Annotated in this window: 18 protein-coding genes; 8 read left to right on the top strand and 10 right to left on the bottom strand. The window is 62.3% G+C overall.

Annotated elements, in window-relative coordinates:
• Nucleotides 1-8: 8 nt before the first annotated feature.
• Complete coding sequence (locus AB8A27_RS03150) at nucleotides 9-317, bottom strand: MliC family protein (protein ID WP_441240639.1); 309 nt, start codon at nucleotides 315-317, stop codon at nucleotides 9-11.
• A 221-nt stretch (nucleotides 318-538) separates the two neighbouring features.
• Here AB8A27_RS03150 and AB8A27_RS03145 point away from each other — a divergent pair, with 221 nt between their 5' ends.
• Nucleotides 539-1,321 carry a class I SAM-dependent methyltransferase gene (locus AB8A27_RS03145; protein ID WP_441240638.1) on the top strand — a complete coding sequence of 261 codons (783 nt, stop codon included), beginning with the start codon at nucleotides 539-541 and terminating at the stop codon, nucleotides 1,319-1,321.
• 3 nt (nucleotides 1,322-1,324) lie between these two features.
• Here the strand turns inward: AB8A27_RS03145 and xerD are convergent, their stop codons facing one another.
• Together xerD and AB8A27_RS03135 are read right to left on the bottom strand one after the other, a co-directional pair.
• The gene (xerD, locus tag AB8A27_RS03140) at nucleotides 1,325-2,284 is read right to left on the bottom strand and encodes a site-specific tyrosine recombinase XerD (RefSeq protein ID WP_441240637.1); all 960 of its coding nucleotides are present in this window, start codon (nucleotides 2,282-2,284) and stop codon (nucleotides 1,325-1,327) included.
• 17 nt (nucleotides 2,285-2,301) lie between these two features.
• A complete protein-coding gene (locus AB8A27_RS03135; RefSeq protein WP_441240636.1) occupies nucleotides 2,302-2,448 on the bottom strand; it encodes a histidine kinase in 147 nt (48 codons plus the stop codon).
• Nucleotides 2,449-2,621: 173 nt separating this feature from the next.
• On the opposite strand from AB8A27_RS03135, the gene AB8A27_RS03130 reads away from it, so the two are divergent.
• From AB8A27_RS03130 to AB8A27_RS03110, 5 genes are all read left to right on the top strand, one after another.
• A complete protein-coding gene (locus AB8A27_RS03130; RefSeq protein ID WP_441240635.1) occupies nucleotides 2,622-3,263 on the top strand; it encodes a shikimate kinase in 642 nt (213 codons plus the stop codon).
• Entirely contained in the window at nucleotides 3,260-4,402 is a 1,143-nt protein-coding gene (gene aroB, locus AB8A27_RS03125) for a 3-dehydroquinate synthase (RefSeq protein ID WP_441240634.1), read from the top strand. Before AB8A27_RS03130 ends, aroB begins: the two co-directional genes overlap by 4 nt.
• A gap of 55 nt (nucleotides 4,403-4,457) precedes the next feature.
• Entirely contained in the window at nucleotides 4,458-5,807 is a 1,350-nt protein-coding gene (locus AB8A27_RS03120; protein ID WP_441240633.1) for a hemolysin family protein, read from the top strand.
• Nucleotides 5,808-5,887: 80 nt separating this feature from the next.
• Nucleotides 5,888-6,850, top strand: coding sequence for a Bug family tripartite tricarboxylate transporter substrate binding protein (locus tag AB8A27_RS03115; protein ID WP_441240632.1), 963 nt, complete (start codon nucleotides 5,888-5,890; stop codon nucleotides 6,848-6,850).
• Nucleotides 6,851-6,989: 139 nt separating this feature from the next.
• Entirely contained in the window at nucleotides 6,990-7,946 is a 957-nt protein-coding gene (locus AB8A27_RS03110) for a Bug family tripartite tricarboxylate transporter substrate binding protein (RefSeq protein ID WP_441240631.1), read from the top strand.
• Between the two features lie 42 nt (nucleotides 7,947-7,988).
• On the opposite strand, the gene AB8A27_RS03105 is transcribed toward AB8A27_RS03110, so the two are convergent.
• The 6 genes from AB8A27_RS03105 to AB8A27_RS03080 all read right to left on the bottom strand — a co-directional run bounded on the left by AB8A27_RS03105 (nucleotide 7,989) and on the right by AB8A27_RS03080 (nucleotide 12,977).
• Nucleotides 7,989-8,699, bottom strand: coding sequence for an ABC transporter ATP-binding protein (locus tag AB8A27_RS03105; RefSeq protein WP_441240630.1), 711 nt, complete (start codon nucleotides 8,697-8,699; stop codon nucleotides 7,989-7,991).
• The gene (locus AB8A27_RS03100; RefSeq protein ID WP_441240629.1) at nucleotides 8,692-9,471 is read right to left on the bottom strand and encodes an ABC transporter ATP-binding protein; all 780 of its coding nucleotides are present in this window, start codon (nucleotides 9,469-9,471) and stop codon (nucleotides 8,692-8,694) included. The genes AB8A27_RS03105 and AB8A27_RS03100 overlap by 8 nt, the downstream gene beginning before the upstream one ends.
• Entirely contained in the window at nucleotides 9,468-10,400 is a 933-nt protein-coding gene (locus AB8A27_RS03095; protein ID WP_441240628.1) for a branched-chain amino acid ABC transporter permease, read from the bottom strand. Before AB8A27_RS03095 ends, AB8A27_RS03100 begins: the two co-directional genes overlap by 4 nt.
• A 2-nt stretch (nucleotides 10,401-10,402) precedes the next feature.
• Entirely contained in the window at nucleotides 10,403-11,269 is an 867-nt protein-coding gene (locus tag AB8A27_RS03090) for a branched-chain amino acid ABC transporter permease (protein ID WP_441240627.1), read from the bottom strand.
• A 6-nt stretch (nucleotides 11,270-11,275) separates the two neighbouring features.
• Nucleotides 11,276-12,436 (bottom strand): ABC transporter substrate-binding protein, encoded by a 1,161-nt coding sequence (locus AB8A27_RS03085; protein WP_441240626.1) that lies wholly within the window; start codon nucleotides 12,434-12,436, stop codon nucleotides 11,276-11,278.
• Nucleotides 12,437-12,545: 109 nt separating this feature from the next.
• A complete protein-coding gene (locus AB8A27_RS03080) occupies nucleotides 12,546-12,977 on the bottom strand; it encodes a nuclear transport factor 2 family protein (RefSeq protein ID WP_441240625.1) in 432 nt (143 codons plus the stop codon).
• A 262-nt stretch (nucleotides 12,978-13,239) separates the two neighbouring features.
• Here AB8A27_RS03080 and AB8A27_RS03075 point away from each other — a divergent pair, with 262 nt between their 5' ends.
• Nucleotides 13,240-14,475 carry an amidohydrolase family protein gene (locus tag AB8A27_RS03075; RefSeq protein WP_441240624.1) on the top strand — a complete coding sequence of 412 codons (1,236 nt, stop codon included), beginning with the start codon at nucleotides 13,240-13,242 and terminating at the stop codon, nucleotides 14,473-14,475.
• 33 nt (nucleotides 14,476-14,508) lie between these two features.
• Nucleotides 14,509-15,687 (top strand): amidase, encoded by a 1,179-nt coding sequence (locus AB8A27_RS03070; protein WP_441240623.1) that lies wholly within the window; start codon nucleotides 14,509-14,511, stop codon nucleotides 15,685-15,687.
• 65 nt (nucleotides 15,688-15,752) lie between these two features.
• Here the strand turns inward: AB8A27_RS03070 and AB8A27_RS03065 are convergent, their stop codons facing one another.
• Complete coding sequence (locus tag AB8A27_RS03065; protein WP_441240622.1) at nucleotides 15,753-18,095, bottom strand: Tex family protein; 2,343 nt, start codon at nucleotides 18,093-18,095, stop codon at nucleotides 15,753-15,755.
• Nucleotides 18,096-18,243: the final 148 nt, after the last annotated feature.

The raw sequence follows: 18,243 nt of genomic DNA, 5'->3' as shown, positions 1-18,243 counted from the left end.
CATGGCGTTCAGCGCGGTGTCACACATTGGCGCGAGGGCTGGCCGGCAACTTGCAGCGTGATGGTGGTCTGGCCCTTGCCGGCAATCTCGACATTGCCCTCACCGTAGCGGAAACCCGAGCCCGATCGCTGGATCGGCATGCGCAGCGTTTCTCCGTTGGGATAGAACAGGGTGATCGATTTGCCGCCTGAATTGTAATCGACGGAGATCTTGCTGCCGCCCGGCAATGCGGGGGTGCATATGTAATCGACCGTGGCGGGATTGGCGTGAGCGCCGACCGGCACCAGAGAAGTCATCACGGCCAGACTCGCGGCCATCGCCGCCGCCCTTGTGATTGTTTGATCTCGGCGTGACAGCATTTTGTCTCTCCGGCAACGACGTCGCGGCACCTGTTTCTCCGACTAGGCCGCAGCCGGGCAGGCCTTGTCAATTGGTGTAGCTCGCCCCGTGCGATGGTCTGGATATGTGGCGTTAACGCTGCCCGGGCAATGCGCGATTCGGGGGATCATGGGCCGCCGTAACGTGTTAGAAAGTCATCATGACCATCGATGTGATCGATCTCCGGGATTTCTATTCGCGCCGCCTCGGTATCGTGGCGCGGCGGTTGATCAATCGTGGTATTCAGGCGCATTGGCCCGACGCGGAGGGCCAGCGCGTGCTCGGCCTCGGTTATCCCACGCCGTATCTGGGCCTGTTCCGCGAAAATGCCGAGCGCTGCATTGCGTTCATGCCGGCGGCGCAGGGCGTGCTGAAATGGCCGACGGCTAAGCCCGCGCTGGCCACGCTGGTCGACGAATTCTCGCTGCCGCTGCCGGATGCTGCCGTCGATCGAATCATCTTGGTGCACGCCCTGGAAATGTCCGACGATCCCGAAGGCTTGCTCCGCGAAGTCTGGCGCGTACTTGCGCCATCCGGTCGGTTGATGGCGGTGATTCCGAATCGCCGGGGCGTCTGGACCCGCACCGACTCGACGCCGTTTGGTCACGGCCGGCCCTATTCGCGCTCGCAGATCACGCAGTTGCTGCGACAGACCTGGTTTACGCCGACGGCGTGGAGCGAGGCGCTGTTCATGCCGCCGGTCGGGATGGGCTGGTTTCTGCGCTCGGCGATGGCATGGGAGCGGATTGGCGCGGCGCTGTCGATGCCGTTCGCCGGCGTGCATATCGTCGAAGCCACCAAACAGGTCTATCGGGCGATCCCCGCAAAGCGCGAACGTACCCGGCTGATTCCGGCGCTGCAGCCGGTGCTGGTGCCGACCTCCGGGATGCGGCGCGACGATGAGACGGATCACCTCGGCGAGGCCGAGCCGCAGTCGCGCTGAGCACTATTTCTCCGCGAGCGGATGCAGGTCGCGGACCATGCTCTTGAGCCGCTCTTCCATCACATGGGTGTAGATCTGCGTGGTCGAGATATCGGTATGGCCGAGCAGGGTCTGCACGATGCGAAGATCCGCGCCGTTATGCAGCAGATGGCTGGCGAAGGCGTGGCGCAGCACGTGCGGCGAGACCAGCCGCGGCGCGATGCCGGATGCAGCCGCGAGTTCTTTCAGGTCGCGGGCGAAATGCTGCCTGGTGAGGTGGCCGCTCTCGCCAAAAGACGGAAACAACCATTTCGAGGCGGCACTCTTTTTTGGTTGAGCCTTTTGCAACTCGGTCATGGCGGCGAGATAGTCCGCCATCGCCTGTTTGGCGGTTTCGTTGAGCGGCACCAGCCGCTCCTTGTTGCCTTTGCCACGCACCACGATCATGCGTGCATCGCGGCGCGCGGCAGTGAGCGGCAGCGAGACCAGTTCGGAGACGCGAAGCCCGGTGGCGTAGAGCACTTCGAGCAGACAATAGAGCCGGGCATTGCGCAGCCGCTGTAGCGCCGAGGCTTCGGTATGTTGCGCTTGCGTGCGCGCCTGCACCAGCATCCGGTCGACATCGGCGATCGACAGTACCTTGGGCAGGCTGCGGCCGCGCTTGGGCCCGGACAGAATGGCGGCCGGGTCGTCCGTGCGGATTTTTTCGCTGAGCAGAAAGCGGAACAAATGCCGTATGGCGGATAGCCGCCGCGCCACGGTGGTCGATTTGAAGCCGCGTTCGTCCAGGTCTTCGAGATAGTCGCGCAGCAACTGGGTGTCGGCACCGGCAAAGCTGGATTTCGCCCGGGTGGCGAATTCGGAGAAATCTTCGAGATCGCGCCGATAGGCGTCCAGCGTATTGACGCCGGCGCCCTGTTCGGCGGCGAGCATGTCGAGGAACAGGCCGGAAAGCTTGGCGTCGGAAGCAGAAGGGGTGCTCATGGGGGCGACCCTAGCGGCTATTTCTTGAGAAATTTGTCCGGCTGGATGGTGATCGTCATGTCCCGGGGCTTCGGATTGACGAAATTCGCCAGTGCGAAGATCACGCCATAGACCATGCCGCCGATTACCGCGACGACCGTCAAAAAGCGGAACAGGCTGGGCATGGCGGAGGAACTCGGCAGCGAAAAGGGCGATTCGTACCGCCGGGGCGGTCACCTTGTTCGGATACAGATTGCAAGAGGTGCTGGCAACGCTGGCGCTGGGGGTAGTATAGGTGACCGGAATGCGGCAAACCTCTGCGATCCATTGCCGCTCACTGATTTTGCAGGTGTTTTTGATGTCCGAGACCATCTTGCCGGCGATTGCCAGCGCATCCCAGGAGGCCGCCATCGTCGCGGCGCTGGGAAAGCGCTCGGTCGTGCTGGTGGGCATGATGGGGGCGGGCAAATCGACCATCGGCCGGCGCATGGCGACCCGGCTGCGGCTGCCTTTCGTCGACGCTGACAACGAGATCGAGGCGGCAGCCGGGATGTCGATCCCCGACATTTTTGAGGTCCATGGCGAGCCGCATTTCCGCGACGGTGAGGCACGGGTGATTGCCCGGCTGCTGGACAGTGGACCAATTCTGCTGGCGACCGGCGGCGGTGCTTTCCTGCGCGAGGAGACCCGGCAGCGGATCCGCGACAAGGCGATCTCCCTGTGGCTGAAGGCCGATGCGGATGTGATCCTGCGCCGGGTCCGGCGCCGGGAAAATCGCCCGCTGCTGAAGACTGCCGATCCCGCGGCGACCATCGCGCGGCTGATCGAGGCGCGTCATCCGTTCTACGAGCAGACCGACATCATGATCGACTCGCGCGACGTGCCGCATGAGAAGATCGTGGAGGAGGGCATCGTCGCGTTGCATGAACATCTGTTCCGCCCGCATGCAGCCTCCGCCATCACCGAGCCGACAGGCGATCCCTTGAGCCCGCATCTATGACCGCGCCCCTGAAGCATTCCGATCCGATTACCGTGGATGTCGCACTAGCCGACCGCGCCTATGACATCGTCATCGGCCGCAACGTGCTGCCCTCGCTGGGGGCGCGCATCGCGAAGTTGCGGCCCGGCGTGCGCACGGCGATCGTGACGGACAAGACCGTCGCTAAACATTGGCTGGCTGCGACGGAAGCTTCACTGGCGGCGGCTGATATTCCGACCTCGCACATCGTCGTCGAGGAAGGCGAGGGCTCGAAGAGCTATGCCGGGCTTGAAAAAGTCTCCGAAGCGCTGATCGCGGCGAAGATCGAGCGCAATGATCTCGTGATCGCTCTCGGCGGCGGCGTGGTCGGCGATCTCGCGGGTTTTGCAGCAGCGATCGTGCGCCGCGGTGTCGATTTCGTGCAGGTGCCGACATCGCTGCTCGCACAGGTCGATTCCTCCGTCGGCGGCAAGACCGGCATCAACTCGCCGCAGGGCAAGAACCTGCTCGGCGCCTTCCACCAGCCGGTGCTGGTCGTTGCCGATACGGCTGTGCTCGATACGCTGTCACCGCGGCAATTCCGCGCCGGCTATGCGGAAGTCGCCAAATATGGCGTGCTCGGCGATGCTGCCTTCTTCACATGGCTCGAAGCCAATCATGCCGACATCATGCGCGGCGGCAGTGGTCGTGAACATGCGATCGCCACTTCCTGCCGTGCCAAGGCGGGTGTCGTGTCGCGCGACGAGCGTGAGAATGGCGAACGCGCATTGCTCAATCTCGGCCACACCTTTGGCCATGCGTTGGAAGCGGTGACCGGTTTCTCCGATCGGTTGTTCCATGGCGAGGGCGTGTCGGTCGGCATGGTGCTGGCTGCGCAATTGTCGGCGCAACTCGGCATGATTGCCGAGAGCGACGCAGTCCGCATTCAACACCATCTTGCTGACGTCGGACTGCCGACCAAGCTGCAGGACATTGCGGGTTTTGCACAGGAAGGTCTCGCTGACGCAGACACGCTGATGGCGCTGATGGCGCAGGACAAGAAAGTGAAGCGCGGCAAGCTCACCTTCATTCTCCTCGAGGCAATCGGTCGGGCTGTCATCGCTGGCGATGTCGATCCCGCGACGGTTCGCGCCTTTCTGCATCAGAAGCTGACGGGATAGAACCGATGGTGGCCGGCCTGGGAATCATCGCCGCCGGCGCCGTGGCAGGACTTTCATGAATTCGATTACCGTCAATCTGCTGATTGCGATCTTCCTGCTCGCGGCCAACGCGTTCTACGTGGCGGCAGAATTCGCGCTGGTGAAGAGTCGCGGCTTTCGCGTCAAGACGATGGTCGAGCGCAACCGCTTTGGCGCACGCTTGCTGCAGCAGATGATGGGCGACGTCGAAGCCTATCTGGCCTGCTGCCAGCTCGGCATCACCATGGCGTCGCTGGGGCTCGGCTGGGTCGGTGAGCCGACCGTCGCGGCCTTGCTGCAGCCGATCCTACTTCCTCTCGGGATGTCGGAGTCCGCGCTGCACTTCACCTCGTTTCTGACCGGCTTCCTCGTCTTCTCGTCGCTGCATATCGTGATCGGCGAGCAGGTGCCGAAGACGCTGGCGATCCGGCAGCCGGAGCCGGTGTCGCAGTGGATCGCCTATCCGCTCTACGCGTCCTACATCCTGTTCTATCCATTGAACTGGCTGCTCAACGCTGCCTCACGCGGCACGCTGGCGCTGCTCGGCGTGCAGGAAGCGTCGCCGCATGAGATTCTCACCGGTGTGGAGATCGAAGGTCTGGTCGGCGAGTCCGCCGAACATGGCGGCATCGCGTCAGGCGAGGCCGAATACATCCAGAACGTCTTTCGCTTCGGCGATCTTGCGGTGTCCGATGTCATGGTCCATCGCACGGCGATGGTGACGCTGAATGCGGATCTTCCGTCCGAAGAACTGGTGCGTGAGGTGCTGGCCACCGAATACACCCGCATTCCGCTGTGGCGCGAGAAACCTGAAAACATCATCGGCGTGCTGCACGCCAAGGATCTGTTGCGCGCCATCCGCGCGGTGGACGGCGACACGTCGAAAATCGACGTCGCCAGCATCGCGCTGCCGCCGTGGTTCGTGCCGGAGATGCGTCCGCTGTCGGATCAGCTCAAGGCGTTCCGCCGCCGCAAGACCCACTTCGCGCTCGTCGTCGACGAGTATGGCGAGGTCGAGGGCATGGTGACGCTGGAAGATATCCTCGAAGAAATCGTCGGCGACATCGCGGATGAACACGACGTGGTCGTTGCCGGCGTACGCGCGCAAGCCGATGGCTCGGTGGTGGTCGATGGTTCGGTGCCGATCCGCGACCTCAATCGCGCCATGGACTGGCATCTGCCGGATGATGAAGCGACCACGGTAGCCGGTCTCGTCATTCACGAGGCGCGCTCCATCCCCGAGCGCGGGCAGAGCTTCACCTTCTACAACTTCCGCTTCCGCGTGCTGCGCCGTGAGCGCAACCGCATCACCGCTCTGCGCATCGGGCCGGTGCCGACAGAGCCTGAAGTGCCGGAGAAAAAGCCGCGGGCCGGGACGTCGCTCTAGGTCCTCAGCCGGTCCGGTTCTTGCTTTTGCTTGCCTTCATGAGCTGCCATTCGCATCGAATGGCGCAACTGGAGCGAGCGATGAACAAGTCTTGGCGAATGTCGTGGGTGCTGGCCGTGGTGTTGATGTCCGGCGCGGCGCAGGCCGATACCAACTGGCCGTCCAAGCCGATCAAGGCCGTCAATCCTTTCGGCGCGGGCAGTGCGGGGGACGTGGTCCCGCGTCTTTTTTTCGAAAGACTGAGCACGGAGCTGGGACAGCCGATTGTGATTGAAAATCGCGTGGGCGCCGGTGGCTCGCTCGGCACGGGCGCAGTCGCAAAAAGCGATCCGGATGGCTACACGCTGCTGTCGCAGACCAATGCGATCTCCATTGCGCCTGCGATCTTCCCCAATCTCACTTACGACACCACCAAGGAGCTGTCTTCGGTGGTGATGATCGGTTATGCGGCCAATGTGATGATCGTGCCGAATGAACGACCATGGAAGACACTGCAGGATTTCCTGGCTGCAGCAAAGACCAAGGGCACCGTGATCAATTACGGCTCGGTGGGCGTCGGCAGTGCCGTGCATATCAGCTCTGAAAAATTCCGCGCCGCCGCCGGCTTCGAGGCCACTCATATCCCGTATCGCGGCGGCTCTGAAGTCATCACCGACATCATTGGCGGCCGCATCGATTTCTATTTCTGCCCGCTGGCCACGGCATTGCCGCTGATCCGCGAAGGCCAGGTCCGTGCGCTGGTGGTGTCGACGCCGACCCGCGTGCGCGATCTGCCGGACGTGCCGACGCCGATCGATGCCGGTCTCAAGGATGCTGACAGCTCGATCTGGTTTGGTGTGTTCGTGCCGTCGAAGACGCCGCCGGACATCGTTGCGAAGCTCTACATGGCTGGCACCAAAGTGCTGGGCGCACCTGAGACGCAGGCCAGTCTCAAGAAGCTCGGCGTCGAGCCTATGCCGATGACGTCGACAGAGATGGACGCGCTGCTGGTCAAGGAAATCGCAGCCAACAAGGCGCTACTCAAGAGCGAAGCGGCCAAGTAACAATTGTGCCGGGCCGCCTTTCCAGGGTGGACCCGGCGCGGCTTTTGAGACGTCAAGCGGTCCAGATCTTGCTTCGTTCGCCTCTATGGACCCGGTTGTCGGGCGCCGCTGATAGCGGTTGGTATATTTGGAGCAAGGTATGAACAAGTTTGTGCGGTGGTCTGGCGTTGTTGCGGGTCTGTTGCTGTGCACGGCGGCGCATGCGGACACCACCTGGCCGACCCGGCTGATCAAGGCCACCATCCCGTTCGGCCCAGGCAGCGCGACGGACGTCGTACCGCGCATCTTCTTTGAGCGCCTCGGGCCGGAACTCGGCCAGACCATCGTGGTCGAGAACCGCGTCGGCGGTGGCGGCGCCGTGGGCACTGCGGCAGTCGCGAAGGCGGACCCGGACGGCTATAGCGTGCTGGCCCATTCCTCGGCGCTGACGATTACCCCCGCGATCAATGCGAGCCTGCCTTACGACACGTCGAAGGACCTGTCGTCGGTGATCATGATTGGCGTCAGCGCGCAGATCATGATCGTGCCGAAGGAGCGCCCATGGAAAACCGTGGATGATTTCCTGAAGGATGCGAAGGCCAAGGGATCCTCGATCAATTTCGGTTCGGTCGGCATCGGCAGCGCCGTGCATATCAGCGCCGAGAAATTCCGGATCGCTGGCGGCTTTGAAGCGACGCACATCCCTTATCGCGGCGGGCCGGAAGTGATCGCCGACATCCTTGGTGGCCGTATCGATTTCTACTTCTGCCCGGCGGCGACGGCTTTGCCGCTGATCCGGGAAGGGCAGGTGCGTCCACTCGTCGTCTCCACCGAAAAGCGGACGCCGGAACTACCCGACGTGCCGTCGCTGGCCGAGGTCGGACTGAAGGACGGCGTCAGCAACAGCTGGATCGGCGTATTCGTGCCGTCGAAGACGCCGCGCGAGATCGTCGGCAAGATGCGCGATGCCGGCCTCAAGGTGCTGGCCAGGCCGGAAATGCAGGCTGCGCTGACGAAGATCGGCGTCGAACCGATGCCGATGGAGCCGCAGGCGATGGACGACCTCGTGGCGAAGGAAGTCGCTGCGAATATCGCGCTGCTGAAGAATGTGAAGTGACAGAAGGTTGGCCTTGCCTCTAAGTCGAGGAGAGGCCAACTGCTAACCGCCCAGATAGGCTTCGCGAATGCGCGGGTCATCGGCTAGCACCGAGGCCGAGCCGGATAGTGTGATCGATCCGGTCTCCAGCACGAATGCCCGCGCCGCCACTTCGAGTGCCATCGCCGAATTCTGCTCCACGAGCAATACGCCAAGCCCGGTGCGTTTGTTTAGCTCGACAATCTTGTCGAACACCTGCTCGATCACGATGGGCGCGAGCCCCAGCGAGGGCTCATCCAGCATCAGAAGGCTCGGCCGAGACATCAGCGCGCGGCCGATCGCCAGCATCTGCTGTTCGCCGCCGGAGAGCGACCACCCGCCTTGCTTGATGCGCTCTTTCAGCCGCGGAAACAGCTCGAGCACCAGCGTCAGGTCGTCGTCTACCTCGGCCTTCTTGTAGGCGCGCGATGCTGTCCCTGTGATCAGGTTTTCGCGGACTGTAAGGCCCGGAAAAATCCGGCGGCCTTCGGGGCAGTGTGCGAGGCCGGCCCCGACAATGGTTTCCACGGCCGTGCCATGAATGTTTTCGCCTTTCCACGAGATCGTGCCGGATGTCGGTCGCAGCAGGCCGGAGATGGTGCTGAGCGTCGTGGTCTTGCCGGCGCCGTTGCCGCCGATCAAGGCGACGATCTCGCCCATCTCCACGCTCAGGGAAATGCCCTTCAGCACTTCGATGTGGCCGTAGGAGACACGAAGATTATCGATCTTAAGCATGGCGATGCCGCCTGCCGAGATAGGCCTCGATAACCAACGGGTTGCGCTGCACCTCGGACGGCGCGCCCTCGGCGATCTTCTTGCCGAAATCGAGGACGGCAACGCGGTCGCTGATCCCCATCACCAGCCGCACATTGTGTTCGACCAGCAGCACGGTGATGCCCTTGCTTTTCAGTTTCGCGATGGTATCGAGCAGGGTCATGCTCTCGGTCATATTCATGCCGGCGGCAGGCTCGTCCAGCAGCAGCACGCCGGGCTTTGACGCCAGCGCGCGTGCGATTTCCAGCAGGCGCTGCTGCGCATAAGGCAGTTGGGTCGGACGGTCGTCCGCGCGCCCGGCGAGGCCGACGATGTCCAGCGCCTCACGCGCCGTGCTCTCGATCTCCGCCTCGCGCTGCCGCTGTGTCGCGTTTGACAACATGATGTTGATCATCGACATGGACGCGTTGCAGGCCGCGGCGACTTTCACATTTTCCAGCACGGTGAGATTGGAAAACACCCGGATGTTCTGGAACGTGCGTGCCAGCCCGAGCCGCGCGATGCGGCTGGGCCTGAGGCGGAAGATCTCCTTGCCGTCGATGCGGATCGAACCGGCATCAGCATGTGAGGCACCGGATAGCGCATTCAGCAGCGTGGTCTTGCCTGAGCCGTTGGGGCCGATGATCGCCTGCACGATCCCCTTAGGGACGTCGAGATCGACGCCGTCGAGCGCGACAAGGCCGCCGAAACGGCGCGTCACGCCGCGCGCGGTGATGATCGCTTGATCCGTCATCGTGCACCTGCCGAGCGTGGCAGCTTCGATACGAGCGAGGCGAGGCCACCGGGCGCCAGCACGATCACGGCGATGACGCCGAGGCCATAAAGCACGAGGTACCATTGCCCGAGGAAACGTAGCGCCTCCGGCAAAATGGTCAGGCCGACGGCGCCGATGACGCAGCCGGGGATCGAGCCCATGCCGCCGACGATCAGCATGGTCATCAGCAGGATGGCCTGGGTGCCCGAGAAGCTGTCCGGGCTGATGAAGCGGATCGAGGAGGCGTAGAGACAACCGGCGAGGCCGGCATAGACGGCACCGATCATGAAGGCGATCAGCTTGGTACGCGTAGTGTCGACGCCGCTCTGTTCGGCGGCGATCTCGGAATCCTTGGTGGCGATCATGGCGCGGCCGAGCGACGATTGCCGAATTCGCGCGGCGATGAGGGCCGCAATCGCCAGCACTGCGATCAGCAAATAGTAATGTTGAACCTGCCCTTGCGGGCCGATGCTGAACACGCTGATACCCGGGATAGCGCGCAGGCCGGAGGTGCCTCCAGTGACCGGCTCCCAATGTACGATGATCAACCGGACGATCTCGCCGAAGCCGATCGTGGTCATTGCGAGATAATAGGTGCGCAGCCGCAACGTCGGCAGGCCAAGCACGAGGCTCGCCGCCATCACGATGATCACCGACAGGAACGGCGTCGTAATCCAGGGCAATCCGGCCTTGGCGGCGATGCCTGTAGTGTAGGCGCCGAGGCCGTAAAATGCGGCCTGACCGAAATTGATCTGGCCAACCCAGCCGGTGGCGAAGTTCAAGCCGAGCACGACGATGGCGTTGAGAATGGCGATGTTGAGGAGCTGAATGACATAGTTGTCATGGGTCACTGCCGGGATCAGCAGCGCCACGACAGCGCCAAGCGTGAGCGGAAGCCAGTGTTTCACTGTCACACCTTCTCGCTGCTCTTCTCGCCGAACAGTCCGCGCGGCCAGGCCACGAGCACGGCAATCATCACGATGAAGGCATAGGCGTCGCGGAAGTTCGACGAGATGTAGCGCGCGCCAAAGGTTTCGATCAGGCCGAGGAACAAGCCGCCGATCACTGCGCCGGGCAGATTGCCGAAGCCGCCGATCACGCTGACGACGAAGCCTTTGAGACCCAGACTGCCACCCATGGTCGGCTCCGCCAGAAAAATCGGCGCCACCAGCAGGCCTGCGACACCCGATAGGATCGCACCAAAGGCAAAGGCAACCGCGATGGTGCGGTTGACAGGAATGCCGACCAGTCGAGCCGTGTGCAGATCCTGCGCGGTGGCCTGCATCAGGATGCCGAAGCGTGTCTTGGTCAGCATCAGATATTGCAGCAGCAGGATCACGGCGAGTGTGCCGAAGATGAAGAGCTGATGCATCGAGATGACGACACCGGCGAAACGCAGCGGCGGCCCTCGTACCGGGGAGGGGAGCGATACCGGCAGCGGTCCCCATATGATCAGGGCGATATTCTCCAGCACGATGCCCATCGCGATCGTGGTGAGGATCACCAGAAACGGCGGCCGCCCGCGCAAGGGGAAGTAGACCAGCACCATGAAGATGATGCCGATCAACGCCATCGCCAGCATGGTGGAGGCCCAGGCCAGCGCCATCGGCAGCTCATGCGTCACCGCACCCGAAATGCCGATGAAGGCACCGAGCATCAACAACTGTCCCTGCGCGAAATTGACGATCTGGACGGTGTTGAAGATCAGCAGCAGACCGAGCGCCACGAGAGCATAGATGCTCCCGAGCGCCAGGCCGTTGACGACGAGCTGGCCCATGAAGTCTTAGAACCCGCTCTCTTTGATCGGTCCGGTGAATTCCGGGGTCTTGCCCTTGTTACGGTAGGTGCCGAGCGTATGGGCGAGGTCGCCATTGGCATCCGCCTGATAGGAAATCAGCATGCCCTTGAAGTCCTTGGTGGCAGCCAGGGCATCACGGATCGCTGGCTTGTCGCAGCCGACTTTCTCGATGATCGACTTCAGCATGTAGACCGAGTCGTAATAGGAGACGGTGAAGTTGTCGGCCGGCACCTTGTATTTTTCCTGCACGCGCTTCGCCCAATCCAGAATCTTCGGATCGGTCGAGGTTTGCGGGATCATGCCGCCGATCGCATAATTGCCATCGGCTTCGGCCGCGGAGAGATTGTTCAGCGTGGTCTGGGCGACGATGCTGGTATTGCCGATGGTGGTCAGCTTGATGCCGAGATCACCCATTTGCTTCAGCACCAGCGTGATGTCCGACGGACGACCGAACAAGATCAGGCTGTCCGCGCCCTTATCCTTGATCTCCAGAAGCTGCGCGCTCATGTCCTTGTCAGATGGCGCATAGGAGGCCATCGCGACCGGCGTAACGTTAAGCTTACTAAGGGCAGTCTGAATGCCCTTCGATGCGCCGAGGCCGTAATCGTCGGCAACGACGAGAATGCCGGGTTTGGTCTTCTTCAGCGACTTCACGAGATATTCGGGGATCAGGTCGGCGAGCTGGCCGTCATGGGCATGGGTGCGGAACAGCCATTTCGAGCCTTGGGCGGTGACTTTCGCGTTGGTGGCGCCGACGATGAACGGGGTCTCGGATTTGTTGACGCTCTCGGTCTGCGCAAACACATGCGGCGAGATCATCGACGACATGATGATCAGCGGCTTGCCCTCGATGGTGCGATTCATCGCGTTCAGAGCGTCGGTCGACGAGGCGCCGGTGTCTTCGGTGGTGAGCGCGATTTTCTTGCCGGCGATGCCCCCGGCGGCATTGATCTCCTCGACGGCGAATTCGGCGCCGTTGCGCGCCTGGGTGCCGAGCAGCGCAAGATTACCCGTCAGTGGTGTGGTCAGGCCGAACGGAATCGTCGCCGGACAGGCAGCTGCATCGGCCTTGGCCGTATTGGTGAAACCGATCAGGCACAGCAGCGCCGCGCCCGTCATCATCGTCCCGGATAATCCCTGCAACATCAACGTTCCCTGGTTACACTCAGCTTGCACTCTGTATGCAAGCCGGGTGCCAGATCGTCGACATGTCGAGATGCTGGACGCGCGCGGCGATCAAGCCGCCGTGTTCGCGCTACGCTTCGATATCCATGCGCACGAGAATGCGTTCGGCGCTGTCGTTCCAGACATCCATTTTCACGATCTTGCCGTCGCGTACGACGAAGCGATCGACATAGCGATTGCCTTCGAACGGCGTGCCGTCATGCCATTCGCCATAGAGCGTCCCGGTATTGTAGACGATGGTCTCGCCATTCCCCGGCGACACATCTGTACGCTCCATCTTCTTCTTCACCCATTTGTAGCGCATGGCGTTGAAGGCGGTGGCATCGCGCGGATGCTTGAACTTGCGGCCGCCTGTGAAGGTGATCGCGACATCTGCCGACATGAAGGTGCCGGCGGTTTCCGGATCCGGCACCATGGACGCGACGAGAAACCGCTCGACGAGGTCTGCGGCCTGGGCGGTTTCGTCGGTGACAGGCGCAAGCGCGGCGGGGGATTGCGACATCGGGGTTCTCCTGGAGACAAATGCTGACGTGATCATAGCAAATCCGGTGCCAGAATTGTATTCGAGTGAAGCTTCAGATCGTATACATTTCTTGCGGGCGGCGCCTGAATATTGGGCATTCTCAGAGGCAAGATTTGACGATATTTACGTATTTTCAAATACTTGATCTGATAGAGGATCGCATGCGCCTTGGCATATGCCTTGCTTGCCCGTGAATGGACTTTCGCTGCGCCGCGCCGCGGGCATCTCCAGGAGCCTTTCCATGAGTTTTGACCTCATCCTGCGCAACGCGCGTATTGCCGACCGGCCGGGTGGTCCGGTGGATATCGGCATTCGCGGCGGGCGGTTCGAGGCCATCGAGATCGGGCTGCCAAAAGACGGTGCGCCGGAGCAGAACCTGCATGGACGCCTGCTGGTGCCGGGTTTTGTCGAGACGCATATCCATCTCGACAAGTCCTGTCTGCTTGGCCGCTGCAATTGCGCGAACGGTACGCTGGAGGAAGTGATCGGCGAAGTTGCCAGGGCCAAGCGCGACTTCACCGAAGAGGATGTCTATGCGCGGGCATCGCAGACGCTCGAAAAGGCGATCACCCACGGGACCAACCGGATGCGTACTCATGTGGAAGTCGATCCGCGTGTCGGTCTGACCAGTTTCCGCGCGCTGAAGAAACTCAAGCAGGACTACGCCTGGGCGATCGATCTTCAGCTCTGTGTGTTTCCGCAGGAGGGCCTGCTGGATGATCCCGGCTGCGAGGACGTGCTGCTGCAGGCGATGCGGGAGGGCGCCGATCTGATCGGCGGCGTGCCTTATGTCGACAAGGATTCCAACGGCCAGATCGCCAGGATCTTCGGCATTGCGCAGGAGTTCGGTGTCGATATCGATTTCCATCTCGACTTCGATCTCGATCCCTCGCGCTCCGACTACCAAGAAGTCTGCCGCATGACGGAGGCCATCGGCTGGGGCGGTCGTGTGGCCATCGGCCATGCGACGAAACTCTCTGCGATGCCGCCCGCCGATTTCACGGCGGCTGCAAAGCGACTGGCCGATGCAGGCGTCGCGGTCACGGTCTTGCCAGCGACCGACCTGTTCCTCACGGGACGTGACAGCGATCACAACGTGCCGCGCGGCGTGACGTCGGCACATAAGCTGCGCGCGCTAGGTGTGAACGCGAATATCTCCACCAACAACGTGCTGAACCCATTCACGCCATTCGGCGATGTCTCGCTGATCCGCATGATCAATCTCTATGCCAATGTGCTGCAGGTCGGCGCAGTCGACGACCTCGCTGGATGTCTCGATCTTGTGACGTCCGCATCGGCCAGACTGCTCAACCTGACCCATTACTACATCGCGGTCGGCAATCCCGCCGATTTCGTGGCGCTCGATTGCGAGACCAAGGCGGAGGCGGTATGCGAGATCGCGCAGCCACTGTTCGGTTTCAAGAACGGGATCAGAACTTTCATCAGACCGGCTGCAAGTCTGCTCAAGCCCGTCTGAAGCGGGCTTCCCTATTTACGTACGGAGACTTCGATGCCGATCAATGACACGCTCAATGCCTTTGTGGATCACGGCCACATCGAAGTGCAGACCACGACAGAGGGGCCTCTTGCGGGTTTCATCTTCGCGCTGAAGGATTTCTTTGACCTCGCCAATGTGCCCACTGGCGCCGGCAGCCCGGAATGGTTGGCGACGCATCCGGTGCCGACCAAGTCGACACCGATTGTCGATCGCTTGTTGAACGCCGGCGCGAAACTCGTCGGCAAGACGCACACGGATGAGCTGGCCTGGAGCCTGAACGGCGAGAACGCGCATTACGGCACGCCGATCAATCCGGCTGCGCCCGGCCGTATTCCCGGTGGTTCGTCCAGCGGTTCGGCCGCGGCGACCGCCGGTGGTCTCGTCGATTTCGCCATCGGTTCCGACACCGGCGGCTCGGTGCGTCTGCCCGCCAGCTATTGCGGCGTCTATGGCATTCGCACCACGCACGGCCGTATCCCGCTCGATGGCGCGGTGCCGTTGGCGCCGAGTTATGACACCGTTGGCTGGTTTGCACGCTCGCCCGAATTGATGGTCGAGGTCGGCAAGGTGCTGCTCGATAAATCACGCGTGCCGCGCCGGCCGAAGAAAGTTCTGATCGCAAGTGATCTGTTCGGCGCGGTCGATGAGAAGGTTCGCAACCTGCTGCAGCCATCGGTCGATCGCATCAAGGCGCTCGTTGGCGCGAGCGAAGAGGTGAATGTCGCGGGCGGCGAACTCAACGCCTGGCGCAATACGTTCCGCGTGGTGCAGTCGGAAGAAGCCTGGGCGGCGCAAGGCGAATGGATCAAGGCGACACAGCCGAAGCTCGGTCCCGGCGTGAAGGAACGCTTCGCGGCTGCTGCCGTCCTCGATCCGGCCGAGATCACCGCTGCGCGCGCGATGCGCAAGGCGATTGTCGAAAGGGTTCTGTCGCTGCTGCCTGCCGATACAGTCATGTTGCTGCCGACGGCGCCCGGCATCGCGCCGCTGCGCGGCACGCCGGATGCGACGCTCGATGTGTTCCGTGCCCGCGCCATTGAACTGCTCTGTGTGTCCGGCCATGCCGGTACGCCGCAGGTGTCATTGCCTGTCGCCAGGCTTGACGATTGCCCGATCGGCCTGTCGATCATGGGCGGACGGGACTGCGATGAGGATATTCTGCAGCTGGCTGCGGAATTGGGGAAGTTCTAGCAGCCCTAGCTCCGATGTCGTCCCCGCGATGGCGGGGACGACATCGGGTGAGGTCTGCGTTTCTGTTACTTCGCTTTTCCCGCGCCCTTTTCGGCGGCGCGGCGCAGCGCCTCGGCAAACGCACCGCCGCCGCTGCTTTCTTGCTTGGCCGGTCCGCGTGACGTCATCTGGCGTTCGTTGAAGCGTGGGCCGCGATCGGCCTGTGGACGGTCGGCCTTGGCGCCGACAGGATCATCCATGCGTAGCGTCAGCGCGATGCGCTTGCGGGCGACCTCGACCTCCAGCACCTTCACCTTGACGATGTCGCCCGACTTCACGACTTCGCGCGGATCCTTGATGAAGGTCTTCGACATCGCCGAGATGTGCACCAGGCCATCCTGGTGCACGCCGATATCGACGAAGGCGCCGAAGGCAGCGACGTTGGTCACCGTGCCTTCGAGCACCATGCCGGGCTTGAGGTCGCTGAGCTTCTCGACGCCTTCCATGAACACCGCAGCCTTGAAGGCGGGACGGGGGTCGCGGCCGGGCTTTTCGAGTTCTTTCAGGATGTCGGTGACGGTCGGCAGGCCGAACGTGTCGTCGACAAAGGTCTTCGGCTGCACCTTGCGCAGGATCTCGGCATTGCCAATCAGCGCCTTGATGTCGCTCTTGGTGGCTTCGAGAATCTTGCGCACCAGCGGATAGGCTTCCGGGTGCACGCCGGATTTGTCGAGCGGGTCCTCGCCATCATTGATGCGCAGGAAGCCGGCGCATTGTTCGAACGCCTTCGGACCCAATCGTGGCACGTCTTTCAGCGCCTTGCGTGACTTGAACGGGCCGTTGGCGTCGCGGTGCTGCACGATGCTCTGCGCCAGACCCGTGCCGATGCCCGACACGCGTGCCAGCAGCGGGGCGGATGCGGTGTTGAGATCGACGCCGACGCCGTTCACGCAGTCTTCCACCACGGCATCAAGCGACTTCGCCAGCTTGCTCTCGCCGAGATCGTGCTGGTACTGGCCGACGCCGATCGCCTTCGGATCGATCTTCACCAGTTCAGCGAGCGGATCCTGCAGGCGGCGCGCAATCGACACCGCGCCGCGTAGCGTCACGTCGAGTTCGGGCAGTTCTTCAGAGGCAAAGGCCGATGCCGAATAGACCGACGCGCCGGCTTCCGACACCACGATCTTTGACATCTTGAGGTCCGGCAGCAGTTTCACCAGCTCTGTCGCCAGCTTGTCGGTCTCGCGCGAGGCGGTGCCGTTGCCGATCGCGATCAGGTCGACCTTGTGCTGTACGGCGAGCTTGCCGAGGATCGCCAGCGATGCATCCCATGCGCGCTGAGGCTCGTGCGGATAGATCGTGGTGGTTGCGACGACCTTGCCGGTGGCATCGACGATCGCGGTCTTCACACCCGAGCGATAGCCTGGATCGAGCCCCATGGTGACGCGCGCGCCGGCAGGCGCGGCAAGCAGAAGATCGCGGAGGTTCGACGCGAAGACACGGACGCCCTCTTCTTCGGCGGCGGTCCACAGTCGCATGCGAAGATCGATATTGAGATGCACCTGAATCTTCGTCCGCCAGGCCCAGCGTGTGGTTTCCACCAGCCACTTGTCGCCGGGGCGCCCCTGATCGGAAACGCCGAAGCGCTGCATGATCTTCAGCTCATAGGAGCTGGGCGTGGTTGTGGGAGCAGGCGTGGCCGGCACCGGCTCGGGCTGCATAGCCAGATCGAGGATCTCTTCCTTCTCGCCGCGGAACAGGGCGAGGATGCGATGCGACGGCAGCTTGTGCAGCGGCTCGCTGAATTCGAAATAGTCCTTGAACTTCTCGCCTTCGGTCTTCTTGCCGTCGCGGACCTTTGACGCCATCAGTCCGTTCGACCACATCTGCTCGCGCAGTGCGCCGATCAGATCGGCATCCTCGGCGAAACGCTCGACGAGAATGGCCCGTGCGCCGTCGAGTGCAGCAGCAACATCGGCGACGTTCTTCTCCGCATTGACGAAAGCTTCGGCGACTTTCTTCGGATCGTTTTGCGGCTCGGTGAGCAGCAATTCCGACAGCGGTTCAAGGCCGGCTTCCTTGGCGATCTCGGCCTTGGTGCGGCGCTTCGGCTTGAACGGCAGGTAGATGTCTTCGAGACGACCCTTGGTATCGGCCGTCATGATCGCCGCTTCCAGCGTGGCATCGAGCTTGCCCTGTTCGCGCACCGATTCCAGAATAACGAGACGGCGTTCTTCGAGTTCGCGCAGATAGGTCAGACGTTCTTCCAGCGTGCGCAGTTGTGCGTCATCGAGACCGCCGGTGATTTCCTTGCGGTAACGCGCAACGAAGGGCACCGTCGCGCCGCCGTTGAGCAGTTCGACCGTTGCCGCGACCTGCTGTTCGCGTACGCCAAGTTCGTCTGCGATCTTCTGATTGATGTTTGCCACGCGTAGAGATTCCTTCGAAATTCCATGGCGGGTCATACCGCCGTCGCAAAACGCTTATGGACCGATGCCGCACGATTCATCAACCCTTCTGCATGTAGTCGATTGTTCCGTGGATCGCGTTGTTTTGCTTCGAAAATTCCAGTGTTTT

This window comes from Tardiphaga sp. 768_D3_N2_1, assembly GCF_052076105.1.
Taxonomy (GTDB): Bacteria; Pseudomonadota; Alphaproteobacteria; order Rhizobiales; family Xanthobacteraceae; genus Tardiphaga.
This window is presented reverse-complemented; position numbering and strand designations above follow the sequence as displayed.

Bases quoted from the DNA above. Each gene is read 5' to 3' on its own strand.
- xerD (WP_441240637.1), bottom strand. From the start codon at position 2,284: ATGAGCACCCCTTCTGCTTCCGACGCCAAGCTTTCCGGCCTGTTCCTC.
- AB8A27_RS03100 (WP_441240629.1), bottom strand. From the start codon at position 9,471: ATGACGGATCAAGCGATCATCACCGCGCGCGGCGTGACGCGCCGTTTC.
- AB8A27_RS03105 (WP_441240630.1), bottom strand. From the start codon at position 8,699: ATGCTTAAGATCGATAATCTTCGTGTCTCCTACGGCCACATCGAAGTG.
- AB8A27_RS03110 (WP_441240631.1), top strand. From the start codon at position 6,990: ATGAACAAGTTTGTGCGGTGGTCTGGCGTTGTTGCGGGTCTGTTGCTG.
- AB8A27_RS03075 (WP_441240624.1), top strand. From the start codon at position 13,240: ATGAGTTTTGACCTCATCCTGCGCAACGCGCGTATTGCCGACCGGCCG.
- AB8A27_RS03120 (WP_441240633.1), top strand. From the start codon at position 4,458: ATGAATTCGATTACCGTCAATCTGCTGATTGCGATCTTCCTGCTCGCG.
- AB8A27_RS03150 (WP_441240639.1), bottom strand. From the start codon at position 317: ATGGCCGCGAGTCTGGCCGTGATGACTTCTCTGGTGCCGGTCGGCGCT.
- AB8A27_RS03080 (WP_441240625.1), bottom strand. From the start codon at position 12,977: ATGTCGCAATCCCCCGCCGCGCTTGCGCCTGTCACCGACGAAACCGCC.
- AB8A27_RS03135 (WP_441240636.1), bottom strand. From the start codon at position 2,448: ATGCCCAGCCTGTTCCGCTTTTTGACGGTCGTCGCGGTAATCGGCGGC.
- AB8A27_RS03085 (WP_441240626.1), bottom strand. From the start codon at position 12,436: ATGTTGCAGGGATTATCCGGGACGATGATGACGGGCGCGGCGCTGCTG.
- AB8A27_RS03070 (WP_441240623.1), top strand. From the start codon at position 14,509: ATGCCGATCAATGACACGCTCAATGCCTTTGTGGATCACGGCCACATC.
- AB8A27_RS03130 (WP_441240635.1), top strand. From the start codon at position 2,622: ATGTCCGAGACCATCTTGCCGGCGATTGCCAGCGCATCCCAGGAGGCC.
- aroB (WP_441240634.1), top strand. From the start codon at position 3,260: ATGACCGCGCCCCTGAAGCATTCCGATCCGATTACCGTGGATGTCGCA.
- AB8A27_RS03145 (WP_441240638.1), top strand. From the start codon at position 539: ATGACCATCGATGTGATCGATCTCCGGGATTTCTATTCGCGCCGCCTC.
- AB8A27_RS03090 (WP_441240627.1), bottom strand. From the start codon at position 11,269: ATGGGCCAGCTCGTCGTCAACGGCCTGGCGCTCGGGAGCATCTATGCT.
- AB8A27_RS03115 (WP_441240632.1), top strand. From the start codon at position 5,888: ATGAACAAGTCTTGGCGAATGTCGTGGGTGCTGGCCGTGGTGTTGATG.